A 22,274-nucleotide genomic window follows, 5' to 3' on the forward strand; every position below is an offset into this window, starting at 1 on the left:
ATGCAATATAAAGTGGCTCCAATTTGGCTCACTTTAGCGCTTAGCAAATCTTGTTTGTTTACTAGCTACTTTTTCACTTAGGGCTATTTTGGCATAAAAAGCAAGTTTTTTTTTACAAAATATACATATTTTTTCAGCATATTATATTAAGATATAAATCTATATGTTTAATCTGTTAAATCTACCTCCTGCAGTTGTAATTCATTTACGTTTCGTTTCTCCATTATCTCCTCTATTGCCTTGTTTGCTTCTCCATACATCACCGCCACATCTCTCATATTCACTCCCCTTTTCTCTAGAAAATTCGTTACCTTCTGGTAAATCTTCGCATAGTTTAGTGGACTACATCCAAATTTATCTACTGTATCAAGATCTCCTCCCGCCTTCATTAACTCTTCTATTGTTCCTTTCCTCCCTGCTAAACAGGCTAAGTGTAGTGGTACTGCTTTGTTGTTCGACTTTGCATTTACCTCGGCTCCTTTCTCTATCAGTGCTTTCACATTCTTTCTCTTTCCTAAAAATGCTGCTAGGTGCAACGGTGTCTCGCCTCTATTGTTTCTATCGTTTATACCTGCACCTTTTTCTATTAATAACTTTATTACTTCTGGGTTTGACACTTGTGCTGCTCGGTGCAATGCCGTACAACCACCTGAATCTTTTCCTTTTATGTTTTCTTCTGAGAGGTTGTCCGGAAACAAGTAAAAGGCTATAATATCTGAAATTTTAGTACGGGGTAAAGATGAGAAAAAAGTATCCAACAGATCTAAGCGAAAGGGAATGGGCAAGAATAGAAAAACACTTCAGAGTATCATACAAGAAAGGAGGAAGGCCGCCAAAGTATAGCAAAAAAGAAATATTAGAAGCAATTTTCTATGTATTGCGTACAGGGTGTCAATGGCGGTATTTACCAAATGATTTTCCGCTATGGAAGACTGTGTATGAGCAGTTCAGGCAATGGAAGAAGCAGGGAATTTTTGAGAAAATGAATTATGAAATTACAAAATATAGTAGAAGAAAAATAGGAAGGAATGAGCAGCCGAGTGCCTGTATAGTAGATAGTCAATCTGTAAAGACTACAGAAAAGGGGGGATCAAAGGCTATGATGGAAGTAAAAAAGTAAAGGGTAGAAAAAGGCATATAATTACAGACACTCAGGGTTTTATACTAGGTTGTTACGTAGGCGCTGCTAACGAAAATGATAGAGATGGTATTAAAATAGCATTAAACAATATGAGAACAAAATATACTAAAGTTAAAAAAATGTGGGCTGACATGGGATACCAAGGAAGAAATTTAAAGAATCACATAAAGGAAGAATATGACATAGATATTGAAATTGTTAAAAGGCCTCCATGTAGATTTTGGGTGCACAAAGATACGCCACCTGAGCTACTACCAACAAGAGAACAAGGGTTTAAAGTACAGCCAAGAAGATGGGTTGTAGAAAGGACTTTTGCTTGGGTTAATAGGAATAGAAGGCTATCGAAGGAGTATGATTTACTCACAACATCCACTGAGAATTTCATATACCTAGCTATGAGTAGGGTTATGTTAAAGAGGGAATATGCTTGAATTTACTAGTTTCCGGACAACCTCTAATAACTCTTTATTTGCTGATTCTCTACTGCTTATTTTTCTTGTGGTCCACTTATAGTAGCCACTAGCAGAAAATCCTACATAATTCCTGTACTTTATAGCAGTTACTATATAAAAAAATATTTTACTCTTTTTGACTGGCCAGGGCTTTTTTTAAAATGTCTCTTTCCCTTGTTACTCTTGCTTTGTAAATCAAACCTCTCTTTGTCGTAAGGAGCCATGTTACCTCTACCTGGAAATGCATCTGCTGCCGACTTTTTTTCGTTGTGTTTCTTTATCCATTTTCCTAATAAACCACCCTTTATTCCTAAATCCTTTGCTATTTTCGTAATTGTTTGACCTGCCTTTCTTTGTTCATTTGCCAGCTTAACAGCTTCCAATTTGAATTCTGCCGTATATTCTCTTGCCATTTCTAATCCTCAAAAATTTTATTTTACCCGAAAAAACTCCTTTCTTTCTCTCCACTTTTTCTGGGTAAGGTCAAGAAGCCTATTGTCTAATTATGTACCTAAATTTTATTACGGCACTTTCACTACTACTTTAACGAGTGAGCTACCTTTCTATAAAAGACCTATCGACTGTTGCAATTATAGGCGTAAACAAGAATGATAAAAGAGTACGAGATTGAGTAACTATGTACACTTCTGCTGGCATACCAGGGTATAGGTATACGTTTTTAAACTGAGCAAGCTCTGGTTTTGGTATCACTACACGTACTGAATAATAACGCCCTAGCCTTGGATCATCAAGGGCATCGGGAGAAATATTGCTTACTATACCATTAATTAAACTTAAACGACGTGCACTGTAAGCACTTAAACGAACTTTAACCTTTAGCCCTTCTAGCCCATCAATAGAGACTATGTTGCTATCTTTCTTTTGTGCTGACAGTATCTCTTCTATGTTTCTGGTCTGAATTTTAGCATCTATTATTAGGTCATCATCCGATGGCACTACGCTCATGATCGGAACTCCAGATTGTATAACACCACCTTCAGTATGGTATCTTATATCTGTGACTATCCCATCTTGAGGCGATTTAATTATTGTACGTGCTAATGAATCTTCAGCAACCATCAGTCTCTCTTTCAAGTCTGCAATAGACGTACTAACTTCCTTAAGTTCAGCGTTTGCTCTTTCTTGAGAATCATTTCTCACGTTTATAATTTCTAATTCGTTCTCTCCAATTTTTTGCTGCACTTGAGATATTGCAGAACGGTAATGTCCAACTCTGCCTTCAATTTCAGCAAACTGCTTTTCTAAAGCTAAAATGTGTGGTTTGCTTATATGGCCACTATCAAGTAATTGTCTTTTTGTTTCCAACTCCTCAGTTATCAAGTCATATTGCTTATGAGCTGCATTTAGTTGAAAGTTTAGCCCCGCTAATTCATCATTTAACTGCTTTATACGTTGTTGCAGTATGTCTGTTTTTCCCAATATGCTCTTTCTCTGAGAGTTGAACAACTTTACTTGATTCTTTATCGCTTTATTTACAAGTTCATCGTGAGATAATTTTTTAACCTCATCAGGAAACTCGAGCGTGTCCAAATCTACTCTGATTGCAAGAAGCCTTGCTTCTGTTGCTAAAAATGATAAGAGCTTCTCTTTGATGATACTTAAATTCGCCTTCTCGTTAACATCACTCAACAAAACTAGAGGCTCATCTTTTTTAACTGCTTGACCCTCTTTTACTAAAATTTTGCTTATTATTCCTCCGCCCAAGTGTTGAACTATTTTTCTATTTGAAGATACAATAACTTCTCCACTTGCATGCACCGCACCGTCAATTGGAGCTATAGCCGACCAAATACCACCTATCCCAAAAAAGATGAGTATTACTACCAGACCAAAAAATAGTGGTCCCCATGTTACTTTCAGGACTTCATTTACGTTATTACTTTCGCGTTTTAAAATAAAATTTATCACTGCATCAATCAATGCAAACGTCTTATCCAAAAATTTTGGGTACTTCTTCTTTTTATTTTTTGCTCCTTGCATATTTATATTATCACCATGGCCAATCAAGCCTGTCAAAGAAAATCCAGCGCTAAGCTTTTTTAACTTACTTATCATAATACTACTGTGAATTTGTGTTAACTCAAGATAACACACAAAAACAAAGAATCTATAATTTAAGCATTCCATTTAGACTGTAGAGCACCAGAATAAACTATTTAGTAACAATTCCTGCATCAACTATGTTTTTAAAATTTTTTGACGTTTAACTTTATTATAACTTTTTCTTTATTTTGTGAATATCTGAGTTACTTATATTATGTAAGAAATCTATTGCCAACTAGTCAATATTCTGTTAGGAATTAAGATAATATAAAGTTATTATGCTTAAATTGGAAAGCAGAAAGTTCCTGATTACTGGCGCATCAGGCGGAATAGGGCAAGCAATTGTAAAAATTATGCACAAAGCCGGAGCAACTTTATGTATTTCTGGCACAAAAAAAGAAGTGCTCGAAGAAGTTGCTAAACAATATGAAAAAAACATGCATGTACTCCCTTGTGATTTATCAAATGCTGAGGAAGTAAATCAACTAATAAATAGAGCAAGTGAGCTGATGGAAGGCTTTGACGGGCTCGTATGCAATGCGGGTATTACGCGAGACAGTTTATTATTGAGAATGACAGATGAAGCATGGCAAAAAGTAATTGATATTAACTTGAGCTCTACATTTAAGCTGAGTAGAGAAGCATGCAGAAAACTAATTAAGAATAATTGGGGAAGAATTATAAATATTTCCTCAATAATAGGGCTGACAGGAAACGCCGGGCAAGCAAATTATGCGGCGTCTAAAGCTGGAATAATAGCTATGAGCAAATCCATAGCAAAAGAAGTTGCAAGTCGTAATATAACAGTAAATTGTATTGCTCCTGGGTTTATAGATACTAAAATGACTGAAGTTTTAAATGAAGGACAAAAGGGAAAAATATTAGATAATATTCCAATGAAAAGAATGGGAACAGGGGAAGAAATAGCAGCAGGGGTCTTGTTTTTAGCAAGTGATGAAGCAAAATATATAACAGGGCATGTGCTCAATATTAATGGTGGGTTATTTATGTAGCAACACTTATGTATGGACAAATTATAATTTTTACTTTAAAATAAAAAATGTGTAGGTTTAGGTTAATTTATTACTTAGAGGCAAAAAAATGAGCTCTATAATGGAATTTTTTAGTGTTTTTTGCGTAGTATTGCTTTTCTCTTTCTCAGGTTATGCAGCTGACCCTGATATGGATGACACAACTAAAGTAATATGCAATATTATTGGTTATGTTTGGGGGATAGGCGGTCCACTTATGACGGTAGTAATAATTGGTGCAGCTTTGCTTGCAATATTTGGCAGGATGCCGTGGCCAGCCCTCTTTGCTCTTGGCATGTTCTGTGGTGTATTTTTTGGCGCTAAAACTATCATAACGAAAATTATGCCCAACGTAAGCGATGAAGCAAAAACTATGTTGGAAAAGTGTGGACAAAAATAATCCAAAAAGTGCAGAAATGCTTTTTTGTTATCCATTAAACCGCTTCATATCTTCAACTTGCAACAAATAAGGGCTATCTTTTGGTAAAGTTTTAACAGCTAGCTCAGCATATTTTGTAAATTGCTTTAAATCACCTTCAATACAAGCCTTTTTTGTCAAGGCAAAATAATGCATTGCCGTATCAGCTTCACATTTATATGCAATGCTTAAATACTTCCAGACAAAAGCGTTATCTGGTTCTACATTCAAAATCTGCTCCAGGTAAAAAATCGCCTTTTTTGCATCACCGTGTAATAATAAAGTATGAGATAATGCAAGTTTCACTAAATAACTGTTTTTCTCAGATAAATACCTAAGCGATTCCTCATACATTTTTATTGCTTCACTTAAATTTCCGGCCTTGTATAGCATTTCTGCTTTTAATTCATATAGGTATGGGTCATTGCGTGACTCTTGAATCAATGAATTAACTTTAGCAATAGCCTCTTCTATCTTTCCTTGCCTATAGCAAACTATAGCATTTACATACTCAGAATTATTTTCATATTTATTAGATAACACATGAATAGGAGCAAAGAAAGAGTCTAGCTTGGCAACCACACGCTCAAACTTTAGTAACTTATCCGCAAAAATTGGTTTTACGTTGTTTTTAACCTTATAATTTTGTACAGCAAATATACGTTTCTCACTAAGTGGGTGAGTGCGGAAATATTCCTCGGTGTTCTCATGCTCAATACTTTTAAAATAATCAAAAATCTCTTTCATACCTGAATTATCATAGCCAGATTCATCAAGATACCTTAAAGCATAGCTATCTGCTACACTTTCTTGCTCTTGAGAATAGTTAAAAAATAGCCTTGAACTAAACGCTACACCACTAAGCAAAATTGCACCAGCAACCTGAGGGTTAATGATAATACTAGAAACTAATCCTACCATATAACTAATCATTGCTATCGATTGAAAATAACCCATAGCACTACTCATTTGCAATATATGACCAGCAGATATGTGAGCAATCTCATGTGCTAATATACCAAGCAGGACATAAGGTTTAGCCGAATATTGTAAAAGTCCTAAATGAATGAAAATACTGTTATTGTTAATTACAAAAGCATTAATCGAATTGTCATTAATTATAAAAACTTTTATTTGCTCATGATCAATATCCGCAGCAGAAAATAAAGGTTGCGCTAGCTCTTTCACTATTGCTTCCACTTCACTATCTCTAATAATGTTAATAGAGTAAGCATTATTACAATATGCAAAAAAGAACAATAAGGTCAAAAACTTAGCAACTCTAAACATGAAAATTCTGTGCTTGTATAATTTATAGAAATTCTATATTTTAACACTTAAATTATACAAATTTATAAACGCTAGTTTAAATTTTTAACGTAACTGATAAGTTTGTCGATGGTAGTTAACTTAATTTTATGTTGTTCAGCAAATTTAAGTAACTGAGGTAAGCGCATCATAGAGCCACCATCATTCACTAATTCACAAATAACTGCTGAATGATCAAACCCTACTAACTTCGCCATTTCAACACTCGCTTCAGTATGACCAGCACGTTGTGCCACCCCACCTTTATGTGCAATTACAGGAAAAACATGACCTGGAGTTATGATGTCATCCTGAGTACCATCCTTGTTGATAGCAGCATGTATAGTTTTCGTTCTATCCTCTGCTGAAACACCGGTTGTAATGCCATAACGTGCATCAATTGATGTAGTAAATGCGGTATGATTTTCACCAATATTTTTCTTTTCCATGAAATTAAGGCCCAACCTTTTCATGTGAAATTTAGTCATTGCTAAGCAAACAACCCCTGTACCATACCTAACCATAAAAGCCATATGTTCCGGCTTTATTTTCTCAGCTAAGACAATCAAATCGCCTTCATTTTCTCTATTTTCATCATCAACTAAAATGAATAATTTACCGGAACGAGCATCCTCTAATACATCTTCCACAGAAGAAATACCTGGTAGACTCATTGAAGCATAAGTGGCCTGTACCATAATAATTTACTTAAATTCAATCTTAACTATTTTATACAATTTCTCTCCATTTGGCACTGTCACTTCCACATATTCACCGACTTTTTTGCCGATTAAGGCACTCCCAAGTGGTGAACTAGTAGATATTAACTGCTTTGAAACATCAGCTTCATATTCGCCTACAACCTTATAAACATATTCCACTTCACCGTTATTATCACTTAACATGCTTAATGTCACAGTTGCACCAAACATTACTGAATCACCAGACAAATTTTTTACTTCTATTACTTCCGCATGTGAGAGCTTACTTTCTATCTCCATTATACGGCCTTCAATAAAACCTAACCTTTCCCGTGCTGCATGATACTCTGCGTTTTCAGACAAATCACCTTGATCACGAGCATCAGAAATAGCCTGTATCACAGAAGGTTTTTCTTCCTTTAATTTTTCAAGTTCGGCTTGCATATTCTCAAAACCTTCCCTCGTCATAGGAAATTTATTAATAATGGATGAAGCCATAATCACCACCTAAACGCAATTAAATTGAGTAACGAAATTACTCACAATGTTAAAAATATCACCTTTTATATCATCACTCATGTCATTTGACAACTTTTTTAAAACCCCAGGGTGTACAGTATGAAAATAATTAATAAGATCATGTTCAAATTTATTAATGTAACTTATTTGTATTTTACTTAACTGATTATATAGGTTAGAAAAAATATACATCAGCACTACTTGCTCTTCTATTGACATAGGTAAATGTTGTTTTTGCTTTAATAACTCGACAAGATATTTACCCTTATTCAAGGATAATTGAACACTAGCATCAAGATCAGAACCAAATTTTGCGAAATCTTCTAATTCTCTATACTGAGCTAAGCTTAGCTTTATAGAACCAGCAACTTTCTTCACAGACTTTAGTTGTGCAGCAGAACCAACCCGTGAAACTGACAAACCTATATTTACTGCAGGTCGAAATCCTTTATAAAATAATTCAGACTCAAGAAAGATCTGCCCATCGGTAATTGAAATAACATTTGTTGGCACATATGCAGATACATCACCAGCTTGAGTTTCGACAATTGGCAAAGCAGTTAAAGAACCCTGCCCTTTTTTATCAGACATTTTAGCAGCTCTTTCAAGCAAGCGAGAATGTACATAGAATATATCTCCAGGGTAAGCTTCACGACCAGGAGGACGTCTGAGCAATAAAGACATCTGCCTATATGCCACAGCATGCTTAGATAAATCATCATATATAATCAAACAATGCATTCCATTGTCACGGAAAAATTCCCCAATAGTGCAACCAGCATAAGGTGCTAAAAATTGCATAGGCGCGCAGTCAGATGCACTAGCCACAACTACAGTTGTATACTCTAATGCTCCGCTTTCTTTCAGCTTATTTACCACTTTTGCTACTGTTGAAATTTTTTGCCCAATAGCAACATAAACACAGTAAACTTTTTGATTTTCGTTTACCTCATCGTTAATCTTCTTCTGATTGATAATAGTATCAAGCGCAATAGTAGTTTTACCAATTTGTCTATCACCAATAATTAATTCACGCTGCCCTCTACCTATTGGAATTAGCAAATCTATAATTTTAATTCCTGTTTGCAGTGGCTCATGCACAGACTTACGATCAATAATGCCTGGCGCTTTAGATTCTATATCCATTCTGTTTTTGGCTCTAATTTCCCCACCGTCGTCCATAGGATGGCCCAACGCATTTACAACTCTCCCTAACAATTCATGCCCTACAGGCACCTGCACAACATCACCACTACATTTTACAACGTCCCCTTCTTTCACATCACGGTCATTACCAAGCACAACTATTCCAGCCGTATTATGATCTAAATCGAGAACTATTCCTTCTACACCACTTGCAAAAAATACCTTTTCACCGAATTTTGCTTTTTCCAGCCCATAAACCAATGCGATACCATCTGTTACTGAAATTACTTCACCTATATTTTCCCGCTTTATAGGATTATCAAACGTCTCAACCTTTTCTCTTATTATACTTGCTATCTCAGAAACATTCATACTGTTCTTCATACAAAATTCCTTACTTTTAATATTTCCATTTTACTTAAGTCAACTAACCTATCCAAGTAACTTTTTAGCGAAGCATCGATCAAATTAAAACCATACCTAACTACGAAGCCACCTAGTATAGAAGGGTCAACCACATTGCTTACTTTTATTATTTTACCAAGAAAGCTCAAAGATTCAGTAATTATTTTTATATCAGATTCCTTTAAAGTTTCTGCTGACTTTATAGTAATTTCGAATTCATTTTCATTTTCTCTTGCAAGACTTAAGAATTTTTCTAATATAAGGATCAATAAACTAGAGCGTTTATTTGCAAATATAACCATAATAAATTTTACTAAATTCTCACTCAAGTGCTCATTTATAGAAAGCATCACTTCTTTTTTGTGTGCAAAAGAAATCATAGGATGAGATAGGTACACAAAAACATCACGTTGATCCTTAAAAAAAGCCAACAAAAATTCTACTTCTTTCCTTATAATACCTAACCTGCTTCCTGAGACATGAAATAGCACTCTAGCGTAAGATGAAACTAAATTATTGTATTGGGTCTTTTTCATATTAAATCCAGTAAATCTAAATTAATTCAGCTACAAATCTTTCATTCTTCAATCCAAGCATTTTTTATATAAACAGGTCTTCTCTTTAAGGAAAGAAAATATAAATCATATCTGACTGAATAATCTAAAAAACTAAGGTTTTTACTTAAGAAATACTTAGAAGAATTTATAATAGACTGACATTGAAGATGAGATATCGGTATTTCTTTTCCAAGTAAACTTGTTTTAACTTCTATAAAAATCAGCTCCTTTTTTTTAGATACAATTAAGTCAATTTCACCGAACTTACAACGGTAACGGCGTTTTATAACATTATACCATTTCAGTTTTAAATATACTAAAACTAATAACTCGCCAAAGTAACCTACAAAGTAGCGTAACCTACTTACCACAAGAAGAACAATTATGATAACAATTAACTTTGTGTAACTACTTTGCCTCCTTCTTTATTTTTACTATAAACCTTACCTCTTGCTGCAATATCCCTATCAACCAGTTCTATCACTGCCATTGAAGCGCAATCACCCTTTCGAGTGCTAAATTTTATTATTCTAGAATACCCACCTTTACGATCTTGATAACGGCTGGCTAAGACGTTTAATAACTTATCAACTGCTAACTTACTATTATGAAGGCGTGAAAGCAAAAGTCTTCTACCATGTAAAGTATTCTTATTCTTAGCAATTGTAATAAACTTTTCGACATATGGACGAAGTTCCTTAGCTTTTGGTAAAGTAGTTACAATCTGCTCATGGTTAATTAATGAGATAGATAGATTCTTTAACGTCGATAATCTATGTTCAGTACAACGAGATAGTTTACGTTTTTTTATTCCATGTTTCATATATCACCTAATCTTCATCAGTATGTTGTTTAGCCAACTCATCTATATCCTTAGGTGGCCAGTTTAGCACATTCATACCCAAAGACAAGCCAAAATTAGTCAAAACTGCCTTAATCTCATTCAAAGACTTTCTGCCAAAATTAGCAGTTCTTAACATTTCACCTTCTGTCTTTTGTACAAGATCACCTATATAAGTGATGTTTTCGTTTTTCAGACAGTTATGAGACCTGACAGATAATTCCATTTCATCTACCTTACGCAATAAGACAGGGTCATAACCCAAATCTTTAGCACCACTAGACGAAGAAACCTGCGATTTTTTATAACTTACATCAGAACTAATAAAGGGCTGAAGTTGCTCCTGTAATATTCTTGCAGCAGAGTCAACAGCTTGACTCGGAGAAATTGTACCATCAGTTTCAATTGACAATATCAGCTTATCCTTATCAGTCACTTGGCCAACACGACTGTTCTCTACCCTGTACGAAACCCTGTTGACAGGGCTATACAAAGCATTAACTGGAATAAAACCAATTAAATCCTGTTCACTCATAAGCTTCAAAAGTTCATTTTCTTTATATTTAGTTACAGGAAGATAACCTTTTCCGCTAGCCACATATATGGTCATGTTAAGCTCCACATTTTGCCCCAGCGTACATATTAACAAATCTTTATTAACAATAGAGCATTGATCATCAGTTTCTATCATCCCAGCTAATACCTGGCAAGGCCCTTTAGCGTTTAAATTTAAGCATTTATTAGAAGCACCATTTAATTTACACCTCAACATACCCATATTTAATACTATATCAGTTACGTCTTCTCTCACCCCTTGAATTAAAGTGAACTCATGAGTTACACCTTCAATTTTTATTCCATAAACAGCACTACCTTTAAGAGAAGATAACATTACACGTCTTAATGCATTGCCTAATGTTAAAGCAAAACCACTTTCCAACGGTTCTAGCACTATATCACTTTTTTCACTTGAATCATCTGATATTACCTTAACTGAACTAGGTTTAATCAATTTATCTAAATTGCTACAGAGAGAAACATCATTATTATAATACATAAAACAACCTTTTCAAATATCCTATACTCTTCTTTTTTTTCTTAACCTGCACCCATTATGAGGAATTGCGGTTTTATCTGCAATTGAAGTCACAGTCAACCCACAGCTCTGAAGTGCTTTAACCGCAGCTTCGGTACCAAAGCCAGGGCCGCGAATTATTACAGAGACAACCTTCATACCAAATCTCTCCATTGCGTTCTTCGCAGCAGACTCCGCAGCCTTACCTGCAGCATAAGGTGTGGATTTTCTCGAACCTGAAAAACCACATGCACCCACAGAAGTTTGACATAGCGTATTACCATGAACATCAGTTACATTTACAAAAGTATTATTAAAAGTTGCACGAATATGGACAACACCAGTAATAAACTCCTTCTTACTCTTACTAACCGTTTTGACTTTTTTCATTAAAACTCACAATAATAATAAATTTTATTTTTTCCCAGCAATAGGCAACCGAGATCTACCTTTACGAGTCTTAGCATTAGTATGAGTCCTTTGCCCTCTCACAGGTAAACCTTTTCTATGTCTCACCCCTCTATAGCATCCCATTTCCACTAAAGATTTTATGTTCATAGCCACTTCTTTTCTGAGCTCACCTTCTATAACATAATTTTGTCTAATGAAACCGCTGATCTTTTCTATATCTTCATCTCGTAATTCTGAAACACGTTTGCGCTTATCAACTTCGCAAGCGTGACAAATTACATTCGCAGTAGCAATACCTATACCATATATATAAGTTAATGCAAAAGGAACACATTTCCTCACTGGAATATTTATGCCTGCAATACGTGCCACTGGTACCTCGATACTTTATTAATAACAACTCTTAATTTATACCATAAAACAACTCAGAGTCAAACCAAATTACAAGAAATTTTACTTTCAATCTCTTGCGTTACCTCATCAACACTCAAATTAGCGTCAATTGTTAATAATTTGCCTTTATAATACTCGCGTAAACCTTTCATTTGAAGGTGATATTCACTTATTCTCTTATTAATTGCAGACATATCAGCATCATCAATTCTTTTCTCTAACCTCGTACTTTTACATTTAGCACAAGTAGTACTCTTAAAAGAAGATACACTATATATGCTTTTACAGTCCAAACACGCGAGACGATTTTTTAACCTATCGATTGCAATATTATCGTCAAGCTGCAGCTCAACTACAATGTCAACATCCCTATTATATTTTTCTTGCAAAACTTGAGTCAAAAAATGAGCCTGGTTTAAATTTCTCGGAAAACCATCTAATAAGCAATTATCATCCACTAATGCAAGCTGGTCACGTAATAATCCACATATAATTTCATCTTGAATTAAATTACCAGATTCCACGGTACCCTTTATTTTTTTACCTAACTCACTACTGCTAGATATAATATTCCTTAATAAATCCCCTACTGAAATTAATTTTAAATTATATTTTGCTATTAACAAGCTTGACTGAGTACCTTTACCAGAACCTGGAGGACCAAAAATCGTAATGATCATCTTACTTTCCTCGTTTTAGACTCATATTTCTTTATCCAGTTGTCGTACCTATTTGAAAAAATATAAGATTGTATTTGCATAATAGTATCAGTAATAACGTTCACTATAATCAGTAAGCTCGTCCCACCAAAAATAAATGGTATATCATAATAATATCTCATAACTTCAGGTACAGTACATATGACTACCAAATACGCAGAGCCAATGAATGTCAACTTAAAAACTATATCTTGAAGGTAATCAGAAGTATGTTTCCCAGGCCTTCTACCAGGTATAAAACCACCATTTTTTTTAAGAAAATCTGCGTTTTCCTCTGGATTAAATATAAAATTGGTATAGAAAAAATTAAAAAATACTATCAGCACCAAATAGGCTACAATATATACTACTTTATTTGCCATAAAGTAATTCAAAATAAAATCAGAAAAAGCGTGCCCCTTATAGAAATTTGCAATTGAAATAGGTGTCAATAAAATTGCATTAGCAAAAATGGTTGGTACTACACCAGATAAATTAATCTTCAATGGAATATAAGTAAAATCGTCATTATGTAATCTTTTAAATTGCTTTTTAGGATGTTGAACAATAACCTTTCTATAAGAAGACTCTACAAAAATGACTAAGAGTAGCAGCAAAAAAAACAATACCAAAACAAAAAGGATAATAAATAACGATACGCTACCGTTTTTATTTAACGTTAACAAAGATGACAAAGCGCTGTGTAACTCTGATATTATACCCGTGAAAATGATTAATGAGATACCATTGCCTATACCGCTAGCGCTGATTCGTTCACCAAGCCATATTAAAAGCATAGTTCCACCTAAAAGGCTGAAAACACCTATTGTACGAAACATAACACCAGGTTCGATTACAACCAATACCCCTTCCCTATTCATCCCTTCCAATCCAACCAAAATTGGAATTGATTGAAATACACAAATTACTATGGTCAGATAGCGTATATAAGAATTCATCTTTCTACGGCCTGACTCTCCATCATTCTTAACTTCCTTCATTCCTTTAATCGCAGAAGAAAGTAACTGAATAATGATAGAAGCCATTATATATGGCATAACGTTCAATGCTAGAATTGTCATTCTAGCCAATGCACCACCAGAAAATAAATTAAATACTCCAAAAACGCCTGAGCCATCTTTGGGAAATATATCATTAATTACATCAAGATTAATTCCAGGAATAGGCACATAAGTACCCAAGCGATAGCAAATTAAAGCTATTAGCGTAAAAAATATACGCTTTAATAAATCGCCTTTATATAACAACGTAGGATCCAAGCTATTAAATGCTGATTTATTGCCCATGACTTACGATAGTATTTCCACACTACCACCAACTGAAGCTACAGATTTTTTTGCAGCTTCTGACGCAAAATCAACATGAAACACAAATTTTTCGCTCAACTTACCTTTATTAAGAAGTTTAATTTTATCCTTAATAGACTTTATAAAACCTAATTTATACAGCCTCTCCTTATCTATAACAGAGTCTTTCACTATTTTTTTAGCTTCCATTAAGCGCTGTATATCGCCAACATTAATTATAGAGTATATGCTCCTACGTATAGGCTTAAAACCTCTTTTAGGCAAACGAGTATATATAGACTGTTGTCCACCCTCAAAACCATTTATAGAAACTCCACTTCTAGCCTTCTGCCCTTTATGCCCTCTACCGGATGTTTTACCTTTACCACAACCGATACCTCTACCCAGCAACTTAGGCTTCTTTTTCTTAGATAATTTAGTAAATATAGAGTTTAATTTTACAGCATTATTCATACTTTACCTGTTTCCAACTATCTCGCTAATCTTTTTGCCTCTTTTGCTTGCTACCTGACGAGGAGATAACATACTATCAAAAGCCTTAAACACCGCACATATAACGTTATGAGGATTATTTGATCTAGTGGATTTAGCTACCACATCCTTTATACCTAACACCTCAAAAACTGATCTAATCGCTCCACCAGCAATAATACCTGTTCCGGCTCTTGCGGTTCTTAAAACTATCTCACCAGAACAAAATTTAGCTTTAATATCATGATGCAAAGTTCTACCTTCACGCAAGTACACTCTAATCATTGATTTCTTTGCAGCATTTACAGCTTTGACTCTTGCTTCAGCAACTTCTGCGTGCTTACCTATTCCACACCCTACCCTACCCTTCTCATCGCCAACAACAACCAAAATTGAAAATGAAAATCTTCTACCACCTTTGGTAACCGTTGTCACTCTTCGTACCGAAACTAAAAGCTCTGATAAATCATTATTATTTTGTAAATTCTTTATAGCCATATTCAAAACCTTCTAAAATTCAAATCCAGAACTTCTTAAAGCCTCAGCAAATTGAGAAACTAATCCTGTGTATTTATACGCTCCACGATCAAACGTAAGCTGCTGCTCTAATTTCATGCCAGACAGACGCTCAACCATTAAAGAAGAAACCTGTTTTATAGTTTCAGCGTTGACTTTCCCTTTACATACATCCTTAATTTTAGCATCCAAAGTAGAAGCTGAAGTGAGAGTTATTCCTTTTACATCATTAATTAACTGGACATAAAAATGCCTATTAGATTTAAATATGGATATACGTAAACGTTCAGCGCTCTTGTCAAGCTTCGCTCTATTACGTAACTTCCTTTTTTCAGAATTACTTAAAAAATTATACGATCTTTTCATTTTTATTACTTCTTTTTACTTACAACCTTACGCAGCATAAATTTGCCTTTTATTACAACACCCTTACCTTTATAAGGATCATATTTTCTAATTTTGCATATATCAGACGCCACCATATAGACCTTCTGCTTATCCATACCACTAACTACTAAGTGAGTTGGCTTTATGCACTTAATCTCAACATCTTTAGGCACTTTATATTTAACATTATGGCTATAACCAAGATATAAAGTCAAATACTTACCATCACACTCTGCCTTATATCCCACACCGTTAATCTCAAGATTAACAGAAAAACCATCAACCATGCCGTTAATGATATTATTAATATTACTCCTATAAGTGCCCCACATAGGCTTTATTTTATCATAATTATCTTTATCTTGATCAACAGAAAGCAATAGCTGATTATCAATAATCTGACACACAACATCCCTGATCAAGCTAACTTCCTTTTCAGCCTTAGCACTCTTTATTAACATACTACCATTATTATATTCAACTGAAACACCAGCAGGAATATTGATAGGAGCAGCACCTATACGAGACATGAATTTCTCCTATTATTTAAAACACACGACACAAAACTTCTCCACCAACCTTTAATTTATGTGCATTATAATCAGTCATCACTCCTTTGGGTGTCGATATAATAAAAATACCAAGACCATTATATGCTTTAGAAATGTCCTTATACTTAGAATAACGACGACAACCAGGCTTTGACACCCTAACTATGTCACTAATTACAGGTGACTTCTCATAATACTTCAATTTTACAATGAAAGAAGGTAAATTATCTACAACTTGCTTTTCATAATCAAGGATATACCCTTCCTCTTTTAAAATCTCCAATATAGAAGAATTCATCTTAGAAAATAGTACCCTTGTTGCCCTATGCATTGCCAATTGAGCATTACGTATCCTTGTTAAAAAATCACCAATACTATCAGATAACGCCACAATATACTCCTTATATTATATTTACCAACTAGACTTTGTAACTCCTGGAATTTGCCCAAAAGAACATAAATCACGCAAAACAATTCTACATAAACCAAATTTTCTATATACTCCTCTTGGTCTCCCAGTTAAAGCACACCTATTTCTAATTTTGGTTTTAGAAGAATTTCTAGGCAATTTTTTAATTAATTTATTTTGAGCTGTAAACCTTTCTACAATAGACAAATTCTTATTATTTATTATAGATTTCAATTTTTCTCTTTTTTCTTTATATTGATCGCACAACTTTATTCTGCGAAGATTTCTTTCTATCATAGATTTTTTTGCCATATATTTCTCCTCTCAATTAATCAAAAAAAGGAAATTTAAGAGCCAGTAATAATTCCTTTGCTTCCTTATCACTAACTGCACTTGTTATAATATTAATATCCATACCTCTAATTTTACTTATTTTATCATAGTCTATTTCTAAAAACGAGATATGTTCCTTTATACCAAAGGAAAAATTACCATTACCGTCAAATTGCTTCACACTAAATCCTCTAAAATCTTTTTCCCTTGGCAAAGCAATATATATCAATCTTTCTAAAAACTCATACATTTTATCTCTACGCAAAGTTACTTTGCAACCTACTGTAGCACCTTTTCTGATCTTGAAGCCAGAAATAGATTTTTTTGCAAAAGTTGATAAAGGCTTCTGCCCAGCAATCAAATATAGGCTATCAAGTGGTTCATTTATTGCTTTACTATCTGTAGCAGCATCTCCAACGCCCATATTGATACACACCTTGACAAGTTTAGGCACTTGCATTATATTGCCGTAATTAAACTTATCCTTCAAGGACTTTACTATGCTATCTTTATACAATTCTTTAAACATATCAACCTAATCTATCACTTCTCCAGAAACTTTTGCAAAACGCACTTTTCTACCGTCTATAACCTTAAACCCCACTCTAGTTGGAGTTTTATATTTAGGGTCCAATGTTGCAACGTTGGATATATCAATAGCTAACTCTTTATTTAATATATCACCACTACTACCAGCTTTTGGTTTAGTATGTCTCTTATGCACATTCACTCCAGAAACAATTACTTTCTTTTTAGCATCACGTGCTATAACTTTGATTACCTTACCAATTTTTCCCTTATCTTTACCAGTTAAAACTATAACGTCGTCACCACTTTTTATTTTAGCACTCATTATAAAACCTCAACAGCTAATGACATTATCTTCATAAAAGAACCAGATGATAACTTTTTTACCGGACCAAACACCCGAGTGCCAAGTGGTTCACCTTGATCGTTAATCAAAACTACAGCATTGCTAGAAAAACGAATTACAGAACCATCAGATTTCCTAATAGGGCTTTTCACCCTCACCACAACTGCTCTATATACTTTTCCCTTCTCAACTTTCCCTCTTGGAGTAATAGATTTAGTAGATACAATAACTGTGTCACCTATAGATGCAGACTTTCTACCACCCAATAAACCAATACAAAGCACTGCACGCGCGCCAGAATTATCAGCTACTTCCAACAATGTATTTTTTTGAATCATATAAATATCCTATTCAATGTGAGCTATTAACAATAACCCATTTTTTAGTAGTAGAAATAGGCTTGTGTTCTTGTATTAAAACCTTGTCCCCTTCTTTACAACTATTATTCTCATCATGTGCTGTATACTTCTTGTATTTTTTTATAACCTTTTTATACAGCTCATCCTTATACACTTGTAATACCGAAACCTTTACAGTCTTATCACACTTAGCCTTAGTTACAGTACCACAAAAAACCTTTTTAGGCATTCTTTTCCTCTCTTCTTCTTTTATTTAATGTAGTTAAAATACGAGCTATGCTCTTTCTTATTAAGCTAAAACGCGAAATATTGTTGCACTGGCCCAGCTTCTTTTGAAAAACCAAATTAACAAACTCTTTTCTCAAATTCACAAGAATTTCATGCAATTCTTGCGAGGACCTCGATTCAATGTCAGCTATATCCATTGCAACTCCATTTAATTATGATTAGATACAAATTTACACTTCATAGGAAGCTTAGCAGTTGCCTTTTCAAGCGCCAATCTTGCTAAATGCATGGGAACATCACTGCTAATTTCAAACAACATTCTACCGGGCTTAGCTTTAAATACCCAAAACTCAACACTACCTTTCCCTTTACCCATACGCACATCCGCCGGCTTTTTACTAACAGGGGTATCAGGAAAAATTCTTATCCACACTTTACCAGAGCGTTTTAATGTTCTAGATATTACACGCCTTGCAGTTTCAATATGCTTAGATTGAATCCTACCTGCTTCCATAGCCTTTAGACCATAATCTCCAAAAGATAATGTGCTACCACCTTTCGTGTTACCCTTAATTCGTCCTTTAAATACTTTTTTATATTTACTTTTTTTAGGAATAAACATTTCAATATACCTAATTAGTTACCAATATAAACCCAGACCTTAACTCCTATGATGCCATATATAGTTTTTGCTTCAGCAAAAGCATAATCTATATTAGCACGTAAAGTATGCAAAGGCAAACGGCCTTCTTTATACCACTCAGTACGAGCTATCTCAGCTCCGCCAAGGCGTCCAGAACAACTTACTTTAATACCTCTAGCACCCATCCTCAAACAACTTTGAATAGCTTTTTTCATCGCTCTTCTAAATGAAACCCTTTTTTCTAACTGCTGTGCAATGCTGTTTGATATTAAAACTGCATCTATTTCAGACCTTTTAACCCCTACTACATTCACTTCCACATTATTTTTTACTTTTTCAGCTATCTTTTGCTTTATCTTCTCAATATCCGAGCCTTTCTTACCTATTATCACTCCAGGTCTAGAAGAATGTATTATTACAGATACCAAATCGATCGTACGCTCTATAATTACTTTAGAAACACCAGCATGCTTAAAAGATTCATTTATATAACTGCGAATAGATAAATCTTGATGCAACCCTTGTTTATAACCCTTCTCAGCATACCAAATAGATGACCAAGTATTAATTATTTTTAACCTAAATCCTTTAGGATTAACGTTTCCCATATTTTTGCACTTTCCTTATTAATTTTCTATTTTTATGAATCATATAATTTCCCCCAATTTTACAGTTATATTACTATAACGTTTACTAACTCTATTAGCTCTACCCATAGCTTTTGGACATACCCTACGCAAAGTAAGAGACTTACCTATTAAAATTTCTTTTATATATAAATTATCGATATCCAATCCATAATTTTGAGCATTAGCAATCGCAGAATTTAATACCTTCCTTATAAGACCTGCAGCTTTCTTTTCACAAAATCTTAATTGCACAGTGGCAAAAGAAACTTTTTTATTACGTACTAAACCAGCAACCAAATTCAATTTACGAGGAGTTGATTTTAAAACCCTAGAACCAGCTTTAACTATTACATCTCTGTTTTTCATATCAATTACCTTCTTGTCGCCTTTTTATCACCACTATGCCCAGTAAATTTACGAGTGGGTGAAAACTCACCAAACTTATGACCTATCATATTCTGATCATTAACATTCACAGGAATGTAATCCTTACCATTATAAACAGCAAACTTTAAACCTAAACAATTAGGAAGAATTACAGAAGCCCTGGAATGAACTTTTATAGCCATGTTAACAAACCCCTTGTTTAAAGCATTATTCACCGACTTTAATATAGAAGGATGACAAAAAGGAGGCTTCCATGCAGATCTACTCATAAACTAACCTTTCAATTGTTTTATATACTTATCACTAGATTTATTTCTCCTTCGAGTTTTCTTTCCTTTTGTTGCAACACCCCAAGGAGTAACAGGATGACGACCACCAGAGGTTTTTCCTTCCCCGCCTCCATGAGGATGGTCAACTGGATTCATTGCAACTCCACGTACAGTAGGTCTAATCCCAAGCCACCTACTTCTCCCAGCTTTACCCAACTTTCTATTCTTATGGTCAGGGTTAGATACTACACCAATAGTAGCCTTGCAAGAAGATAAAATCAACCTAATTTGACCAGACCTGAGTCGTAATAAAACATATTGGCCATCACGACCAACGATTTGTGCATAACAACCAGCAGCTCTAGCAATCGCAGCACCATTACCTGGCTTCAGCTCAACATTATGAACGAAAGAACCAACAGGTATATGCTTGAGTAGTAAACAATTCCCTGGCAAAATATCAGCATCATTCCCAGCTGTAACAACATCACCTGGCTTCATACCTTGAGGAGCTAATATATAAGACTTAATATCATCTTCCTTATATGATATTAACGCCAAAAACCCACTTCTATTTGGGTCATACTCTATTTTTTCAACTATACCTTGACCACTTCTATTACGCTTAAAATCTATCACTCTATACTTCTTTTTGTGACCACCACCCCTATGACGAGTTGTAATTCTACCATGATTATTTCTTCCACCACTGGACTTTTTACCGGATGTAAGAGACTTTTCTGGCTCATCTTTTGATAAACCAACTTTACTTACTAACACAGTCCCACGAGAAGACGGAGTAACAGGATTAAAAAATTTCATACCCATACTAAACGCTCATTATATCTAATTTTTGACCATCCATCAAAGAAAAATAAACTTTCTTTTTCTGTTTTTCACAACCAACTACACCCCTAAAACGCCTATATTTAGGCTTAATTCTAACAACATTTATAGAAGAAATTTTAACATCAAATAGAGACTCTATTGCCAACTTTATTTGACGCTTATTTACATTTACAAAAACATACAAAGAATATTTATTAAACTTCTCCCTCAAAAAAGAGGCCTTTTCTGTAATTATAGGAGATTTTATTATATTATTATATTTGATCATAACAATCTACCTTCAAGATGCTTTAAAGTATCCTTTGTCAACATCACGCATTCGTGATTCAATATATCAAAAACATTTAACCCAATAGGTTTGATTAAGTCTACATAGTGCAAGTTTTTAGCCGCACGCAACAAATCATCTCCATAATCACCAACTATCAAAAAGGAAGAAAATTTAAAATTTTTAATACATTTACACATTTCAGACGTTTTCTTCACATCAATATTTAAATTATCCAGAATAATTACTTGATTATTTAAATACTTTAGAGATAAAGCAATTTTTAAACCAAATTTGCGTACCTTCTTATTAAGAGAATAAGTATGACTCCTCACAACAGGGCCGAAAATAATCCCACCACCTCTAAATTGAGGAGATCGCAAGCTCCCTTGTCTTGCCCTACCGGTACGTTTTTGACCATAAGGTTTAGCTGTTGTACCAGAGACATCACTAATACCTTTTGTTTTATGAGTACCAGCTCTTCTCTTCGCTAATTGCCATCTCACTATATCATGCAAAATACTCAATTTTTGCTTAGCAGAAAATATCAAAGGATTGAGCTGAGCAGTACCTACATTATCATTAGATAGATTAACTAAATTACATTCCATAA

The 22,274-nt window shown here is 34.3% G+C and carries 35 protein-coding genes and 1 pseudogene; 3 read left to right on the forward strand and 33 right to left on the reverse strand.

The features are described 5' to 3' along the window. Positions 1–167: 167 nt before the first annotated feature. Positions 168–698 carry an ankyrin repeat domain-containing protein gene (locus ABWU48_RS04065; RefSeq protein WP_353288274.1) on the reverse strand — a complete coding sequence of 177 codons (531 nt, stop codon included), beginning with the start codon at positions 696–698 and terminating at the stop codon, positions 168–170. Positions 699–739: 41 nt separating this feature from the next. Here ABWU48_RS04065 and ABWU48_RS04070 point away from each other — a divergent pair. Further along, positions 740–1,572: pseudogene (locus ABWU48_RS04070) on the forward strand (IS5 family transposase). A 131-nt stretch (positions 1,573–1,703) separates the two neighbouring features. Here ABWU48_RS04070 and ABWU48_RS04075 read toward each other — a convergent pair. Then, on the reverse strand, positions 1,704–2,006 hold the full coding sequence (locus ABWU48_RS04075) for a transposase (protein ID WP_264339442.1): 303 nt from the start codon (positions 2,004–2,006) through the stop codon (positions 1,704–1,706). Positions 2,007–2,148: 142 nt separating this feature from the next. Then, a complete protein-coding gene (locus tag ABWU48_RS04080) occupies positions 2,149–3,669 on the reverse strand; it encodes an HlyD family type I secretion periplasmic adaptor subunit (protein ID WP_174516815.1) in 1,521 nt (506 codons plus the stop codon). Positions 3,670–3,935: 266 nt separating this feature from the next. On the opposite strand from ABWU48_RS04080, the gene fabG reads away from it, so the two are divergent. Both fabG and ABWU48_RS04090 read left to right on the forward strand, forming a co-directional pair. After that, a complete protein-coding gene (fabG, locus tag ABWU48_RS04085; protein WP_015589136.1) occupies positions 3,936–4,670 on the forward strand; it encodes a 3-oxoacyl-[acyl-carrier-protein] reductase in 735 nt (244 codons plus the stop codon). An 88-nt stretch (positions 4,671–4,758) separates the two neighbouring features. Next, positions 4,759–5,088: a TrbC/VirB2 family protein gene (locus tag ABWU48_RS04090; protein ID WP_155968336.1), complete on the forward strand. Its 330-nt coding sequence runs from the start codon at positions 4,759–4,761 to the stop codon at positions 5,086–5,088. A 27-nt stretch (positions 5,089–5,115) separates the two neighbouring features. Here the strand turns inward: ABWU48_RS04090 and ABWU48_RS04095 are convergent, their stop codons facing one another. From ABWU48_RS04095 to rplD, 30 genes are all read right to left on the reverse strand, one after another. Next, a complete protein-coding gene (locus ABWU48_RS04095) occupies positions 5,116–6,396 on the reverse strand; it encodes a M48 family metalloprotease (RefSeq protein WP_174515763.1) in 1,281 nt (426 codons plus the stop codon). Positions 6,397–6,467: 71 nt separating this feature from the next. Then, positions 6,468–7,112, reverse strand: a complete 645-nt coding sequence (ribB, locus tag ABWU48_RS04100; protein WP_353288275.1) for a 3,4-dihydroxy-2-butanone-4-phosphate synthase — start codon at positions 7,110–7,112, stop codon at positions 6,468–6,470. Positions 7,113–7,118: 6 nt separating this feature from the next. Then, positions 7,119–7,613, reverse strand: a complete 495-nt coding sequence (greA, locus tag ABWU48_RS04105; protein ID WP_007549342.1) for a transcription elongation factor GreA — start codon at positions 7,611–7,613, stop codon at positions 7,119–7,121. A gap of 9 nt (positions 7,614–7,622) precedes the next feature. Beyond that, positions 7,623–9,164, reverse strand: coding sequence for a F0F1 ATP synthase subunit alpha (atpA, locus tag ABWU48_RS04110; protein WP_182320407.1), 1,542 nt, complete (start codon positions 9,162–9,164; stop codon positions 7,623–7,625). After that, the gene (atpH, locus tag ABWU48_RS04115) at positions 9,161–9,721 is read right to left on the reverse strand and encodes an ATP synthase F1 subunit delta (protein WP_010962742.1); all 561 of its coding nucleotides are present in this window, start codon (positions 9,719–9,721) and stop codon (positions 9,161–9,163) included. Before atpH ends, atpA begins: the two co-directional genes overlap by 4 nt. Positions 9,722–9,762: 41 nt before the next feature. Beyond that, complete coding sequence (locus ABWU48_RS04120; RefSeq protein WP_012673177.1) at positions 9,763–10,113, reverse strand: YraN family protein; 351 nt, start codon at positions 10,111–10,113, stop codon at positions 9,763–9,765. 23 nt (positions 10,114–10,136) lie between these two features. Further along, positions 10,137–10,565: a 50S ribosomal protein L17 gene (rplQ, locus tag ABWU48_RS04125; RefSeq protein WP_007550873.1), complete on the reverse strand. Its 429-nt coding sequence runs from the start codon at positions 10,563–10,565 to the stop codon at positions 10,137–10,139. A gap of 7 nt (positions 10,566–10,572) precedes the next feature. Next, positions 10,573–11,640: a DNA-directed RNA polymerase subunit alpha gene (locus tag ABWU48_RS04130; RefSeq protein ID WP_353288276.1), complete on the reverse strand. Its 1,068-nt coding sequence runs from the start codon at positions 11,638–11,640 to the stop codon at positions 10,573–10,575. 21 nt (positions 11,641–11,661) lie between these two features. Then, complete coding sequence (gene rpsK, locus ABWU48_RS04135) at positions 11,662–12,048, reverse strand: 30S ribosomal protein S11 (RefSeq protein WP_015589137.1); 387 nt, start codon at positions 12,046–12,048, stop codon at positions 11,662–11,664. A 24-nt stretch (positions 12,049–12,072) separates the two neighbouring features. Next, entirely contained in the window at positions 12,073–12,441 is a 369-nt protein-coding gene (rpsM, locus tag ABWU48_RS04140; protein ID WP_010962745.1) for a 30S ribosomal protein S13, read from the reverse strand. Positions 12,442–12,500: 59 nt separating this feature from the next. Next, a complete protein-coding gene (locus ABWU48_RS04145; RefSeq protein WP_007550178.1) occupies positions 12,501–13,142 on the reverse strand; it encodes an adenylate kinase family protein in 642 nt (213 codons plus the stop codon). Beyond that, a complete protein-coding gene (gene secY / locus ABWU48_RS04150; RefSeq protein WP_010962747.1) occupies positions 13,139–14,467 on the reverse strand; it encodes a preprotein translocase subunit SecY in 1,329 nt (442 codons plus the stop codon). The genes ABWU48_RS04145 and secY overlap by 4 nt, the downstream gene beginning before the upstream one ends. A gap of 3 nt (positions 14,468–14,470) precedes the next feature. Next, positions 14,471–14,941: a 50S ribosomal protein L15 gene (rplO, locus tag ABWU48_RS04155; RefSeq protein ID WP_006279863.1), complete on the reverse strand. Its 471-nt coding sequence runs from the start codon at positions 14,939–14,941 to the stop codon at positions 14,471–14,473. 3 nt (positions 14,942–14,944) lie between these two features. After that, a complete protein-coding gene (gene rpsE, locus ABWU48_RS04160; protein WP_010962748.1) occupies positions 14,945–15,457 on the reverse strand; it encodes a 30S ribosomal protein S5 in 513 nt (170 codons plus the stop codon). A 12-nt stretch (positions 15,458–15,469) separates the two neighbouring features. Continuing rightward, the gene (gene rplR, locus ABWU48_RS04165) at positions 15,470–15,841 is read right to left on the reverse strand and encodes a 50S ribosomal protein L18 (protein ID WP_006279867.1); all 372 of its coding nucleotides are present in this window, start codon (positions 15,839–15,841) and stop codon (positions 15,470–15,472) included. Positions 15,842–15,846: 5 nt separating this feature from the next. Next, positions 15,847–16,392, reverse strand: coding sequence for a 50S ribosomal protein L6 (gene rplF / locus ABWU48_RS04170; protein ID WP_007551152.1), 546 nt, complete (start codon positions 16,390–16,392; stop codon positions 15,847–15,849). A gap of 16 nt (positions 16,393–16,408) precedes the next feature. Continuing rightward, on the reverse strand, positions 16,409–16,804 hold the full coding sequence (gene rpsH / locus ABWU48_RS04175; protein ID WP_007551150.1) for a 30S ribosomal protein S8: 396 nt from the start codon (positions 16,802–16,804) through the stop codon (positions 16,409–16,411). Positions 16,805–16,825: 21 nt separating this feature from the next. Continuing rightward, positions 16,826–17,134 (reverse strand): 30S ribosomal protein S14, encoded by a 309-nt coding sequence (rpsN, locus tag ABWU48_RS04180; protein WP_006279345.1) that lies wholly within the window; start codon positions 17,132–17,134, stop codon positions 16,826–16,828. 16 nt (positions 17,135–17,150) lie between these two features. Then, positions 17,151–17,684, reverse strand: coding sequence for a 50S ribosomal protein L5 (gene rplE, locus ABWU48_RS04185; protein ID WP_010962750.1), 534 nt, complete (start codon positions 17,682–17,684; stop codon positions 17,151–17,153). Positions 17,685–17,690: 6 nt separating this feature from the next. Continuing rightward, a complete protein-coding gene (rplX, locus tag ABWU48_RS04190) occupies positions 17,691–18,008 on the reverse strand; it encodes a 50S ribosomal protein L24 (RefSeq protein ID WP_190321301.1) in 318 nt (105 codons plus the stop codon). After that, entirely contained in the window at positions 18,008–18,367 is a 360-nt protein-coding gene (rplN, locus tag ABWU48_RS04195) for a 50S ribosomal protein L14 (RefSeq protein WP_006279348.1), read from the reverse strand. Before rplN ends, rplX begins: the two co-directional genes overlap by 1 nt. Before the next feature lie 13 nt (positions 18,368–18,380). Next, complete coding sequence (rpsQ, locus tag ABWU48_RS04200; RefSeq protein ID WP_007549925.1) at positions 18,381–18,617, reverse strand: 30S ribosomal protein S17; 237 nt, start codon at positions 18,615–18,617, stop codon at positions 18,381–18,383. Next, positions 18,610–18,813 (reverse strand): 50S ribosomal protein L29, encoded by a 204-nt coding sequence (gene rpmC, locus ABWU48_RS04205; protein ID WP_006279350.1) that lies wholly within the window; start codon positions 18,811–18,813, stop codon positions 18,610–18,612. Before rpmC ends, rpsQ begins: the two co-directional genes overlap by 8 nt. Before the next feature lie 11 nt (positions 18,814–18,824). Further along, complete coding sequence (gene rplP / locus ABWU48_RS04210) at positions 18,825–19,238, reverse strand: 50S ribosomal protein L16 (RefSeq protein ID WP_010962752.1); 414 nt, start codon at positions 19,236–19,238, stop codon at positions 18,825–18,827. 14 nt (positions 19,239–19,252) lie between these two features. After that, positions 19,253–19,867 carry a 30S ribosomal protein S3 gene (gene rpsC / locus ABWU48_RS04215; protein ID WP_010962753.1) on the reverse strand — a complete coding sequence of 205 codons (615 nt, stop codon included), beginning with the start codon at positions 19,865–19,867 and terminating at the stop codon, positions 19,253–19,255. A gap of 39 nt (positions 19,868–19,906) precedes the next feature. Then, positions 19,907–20,254 (reverse strand): 50S ribosomal protein L22, encoded by a 348-nt coding sequence (gene rplV, locus ABWU48_RS04220; protein WP_007549821.1) that lies wholly within the window; start codon positions 20,252–20,254, stop codon positions 19,907–19,909. Between the two features lie 5 nt (positions 20,255–20,259). Then, positions 20,260–20,544 carry a 30S ribosomal protein S19 gene (gene rpsS, locus ABWU48_RS04225; protein WP_006279181.1) on the reverse strand — a complete coding sequence of 95 codons (285 nt, stop codon included), beginning with the start codon at positions 20,542–20,544 and terminating at the stop codon, positions 20,260–20,262. A gap of 3 nt (positions 20,545–20,547) precedes the next feature. Next, a complete protein-coding gene (gene rplB / locus ABWU48_RS04230; protein WP_015589143.1) occupies positions 20,548–21,372 on the reverse strand; it encodes a 50S ribosomal protein L2 in 825 nt (274 codons plus the stop codon). A gap of 1 nt (position 21,373) precedes the next feature. Further along, positions 21,374–21,661 (reverse strand): 50S ribosomal protein L23, encoded by a 288-nt coding sequence (locus ABWU48_RS04235; protein ID WP_209473095.1) that lies wholly within the window; start codon positions 21,659–21,661, stop codon positions 21,374–21,376. Further along, positions 21,658–22,272 (reverse strand): 50S ribosomal protein L4, encoded by a 615-nt coding sequence (gene rplD / locus ABWU48_RS04240; RefSeq protein WP_012673183.1) that lies wholly within the window; start codon positions 22,270–22,272, stop codon positions 21,658–21,660. Before rplD ends, ABWU48_RS04235 begins: the two co-directional genes overlap by 4 nt. Positions 22,273–22,274: the final 2 nt, after the last annotated feature.

Origin of the sequence: Wolbachia endosymbiont (group A) of Tromatobia lineatoria (assembly GCF_964028565.1) — a bacterium.
Taxonomy (GTDB): Bacteria; Pseudomonadota; Alphaproteobacteria; order Rickettsiales; family Anaplasmataceae; genus Wolbachia; species Wolbachia pipientis.

Coding starts and splice junctions, on each gene's coding strand:
- ABWU48_RS04075 (WP_264339442.1), bottom strand. CDS start 2,006: ATGGCAAGAGAATATACGGCAGAATTCAAATTGGAAGCTGTTAAGCTG.
- ABWU48_RS04080 (WP_174516815.1), bottom strand. CDS start 3,669: ATGATAAGTAAGTTAAAAAAGCTTAGCGCTGGATTTTCTTTGACAGGC.
- fabG (WP_015589136.1), top strand. CDS start 3,936: ATGCTTAAATTGGAAAGCAGAAAGTTCCTGATTACTGGCGCATCAGGC.
- ABWU48_RS04090 (WP_155968336.1), top strand. CDS start 4,759: ATGAGCTCTATAATGGAATTTTTTAGTGTTTTTTGCGTAGTATTGCTT.
- ABWU48_RS04095 (WP_174515763.1), bottom strand. CDS start 6,396: ATGTTTAGAGTTGCTAAGTTTTTGACCTTATTGTTCTTTTTTGCATAT.
- ribB (WP_353288275.1), bottom strand. CDS start 7,112: ATGGTACAGGCCACTTATGCTTCAATGAGTCTACCAGGTATTTCTTCT.
- greA (WP_007549342.1), bottom strand. CDS start 7,613: ATGGCTTCATCCATTATTAATAAATTTCCTATGACGAGGGAAGGTTTT.
- atpA (WP_182320407.1), bottom strand. CDS start 9,164: ATGAAGAACAGTATGAATGTTTCTGAGATAGCAAGTATAATAAGAGAA.
- atpH (WP_010962742.1), bottom strand. CDS start 9,721: ATGAAAAAGACCCAATACAATAATTTAGTTTCATCTTACGCTAGAGTG.
- rplQ (WP_007550873.1), bottom strand. CDS start 10,565: ATGAAACATGGAATAAAAAAACGTAAACTATCTCGTTGTACTGAACAT.
- ABWU48_RS04130 (WP_353288276.1), bottom strand. CDS start 11,640: ATGTATTATAATAATGATGTTTCTCTCTGTAGCAATTTAGATAAATTG.
- rpsK (WP_015589137.1), bottom strand. CDS start 12,048: ATGAAAAAAGTCAAAACGGTTAGTAAGAGTAAGAAGGAGTTTATTACT.
- ABWU48_RS04145 (WP_007550178.1), bottom strand. CDS start 13,142: ATGATCATTACGATTTTTGGTCCTCCAGGTTCTGGTAAAGGTACTCAG.
- secY (WP_010962747.1), bottom strand. CDS start 14,467: ATGGGCAATAAATCAGCATTTAATAGCTTGGATCCTACGTTGTTATAT.
- rplO (WP_006279863.1), bottom strand. CDS start 14,941: ATGAATAATGCTGTAAAATTAAACTCTATATTTACTAAATTATCTAAG.
- rpsE (WP_010962748.1), bottom strand. CDS start 15,457: ATGGCTATAAAGAATTTACAAAATAATAATGATTTATCAGAGCTTTTA.
- rplR (WP_006279867.1), bottom strand. CDS start 15,841: ATGAAAAGATCGTATAATTTTTTAAGTAATTCTGAAAAAAGGAAGTTA.
- rplF (WP_007551152.1), bottom strand. CDS start 16,392: ATGTCTCGTATAGGTGCTGCTCCTATCAATATTCCTGCTGGTGTTTCA.
- rpsN (WP_006279345.1), bottom strand. CDS start 17,134: ATGGCAAAAAAATCTATGATAGAAAGAAATCTTCGCAGAATAAAGTTG.
- rplE (WP_010962750.1), bottom strand. CDS start 17,684: ATGTTTAAAGAATTGTATAAAGATAGCATAGTAAAGTCCTTGAAGGAT.
- rplX (WP_190321301.1), bottom strand. CDS start 18,008: ATGAGTGCTAAAATAAAAAGTGGTGACGACGTTATAGTTTTAACTGGT.
- rplN (WP_006279348.1), bottom strand. CDS start 18,367: ATGATTCAAAAAAATACATTGTTGGAAGTAGCTGATAATTCTGGCGCG.
- rpsQ (WP_007549925.1), bottom strand. CDS start 18,617: ATGCCTAAAAAGGTTTTTTGTGGTACTGTAACTAAGGCTAAGTGTGAT.
- rpmC (WP_006279350.1), bottom strand. CDS start 18,813: ATGGATATAGCTGACATTGAATCGAGGTCCTCGCAAGAATTGCATGAA.
- rplP (WP_010962752.1), bottom strand. CDS start 19,238: ATGTTTATTCCTAAAAAAAGTAAATATAAAAAAGTATTTAAAGGACGA.
- rpsC (WP_010962753.1), bottom strand. CDS start 19,867: ATGGGAAACGTTAATCCTAAAGGATTTAGGTTAAAAATAATTAATACT.
- rplV (WP_007549821.1), bottom strand. CDS start 20,254: ATGAAAAACAGAGATGTAATAGTTAAAGCTGGTTCTAGGGTTTTAAAA.
- rpsS (WP_006279181.1), bottom strand. CDS start 20,544: ATGAGTAGATCTGCATGGAAGCCTCCTTTTTGTCATCCTTCTATATTA.
- rplB (WP_015589143.1), bottom strand. CDS start 21,372: ATGGGTATGAAATTTTTTAATCCTGTTACTCCGTCTTCTCGTGGGACT.
- ABWU48_RS04235 (WP_209473095.1), bottom strand. CDS start 21,661: ATGATCAAATATAATAATATAATAAAATCTCCTATAATTACAGAAAAG.
- rplD (WP_012673183.1), bottom strand. CDS start 22,272: ATGGAATGTAATTTAGTTAATCTATCTAATGATAATGTAGGTACTGCT.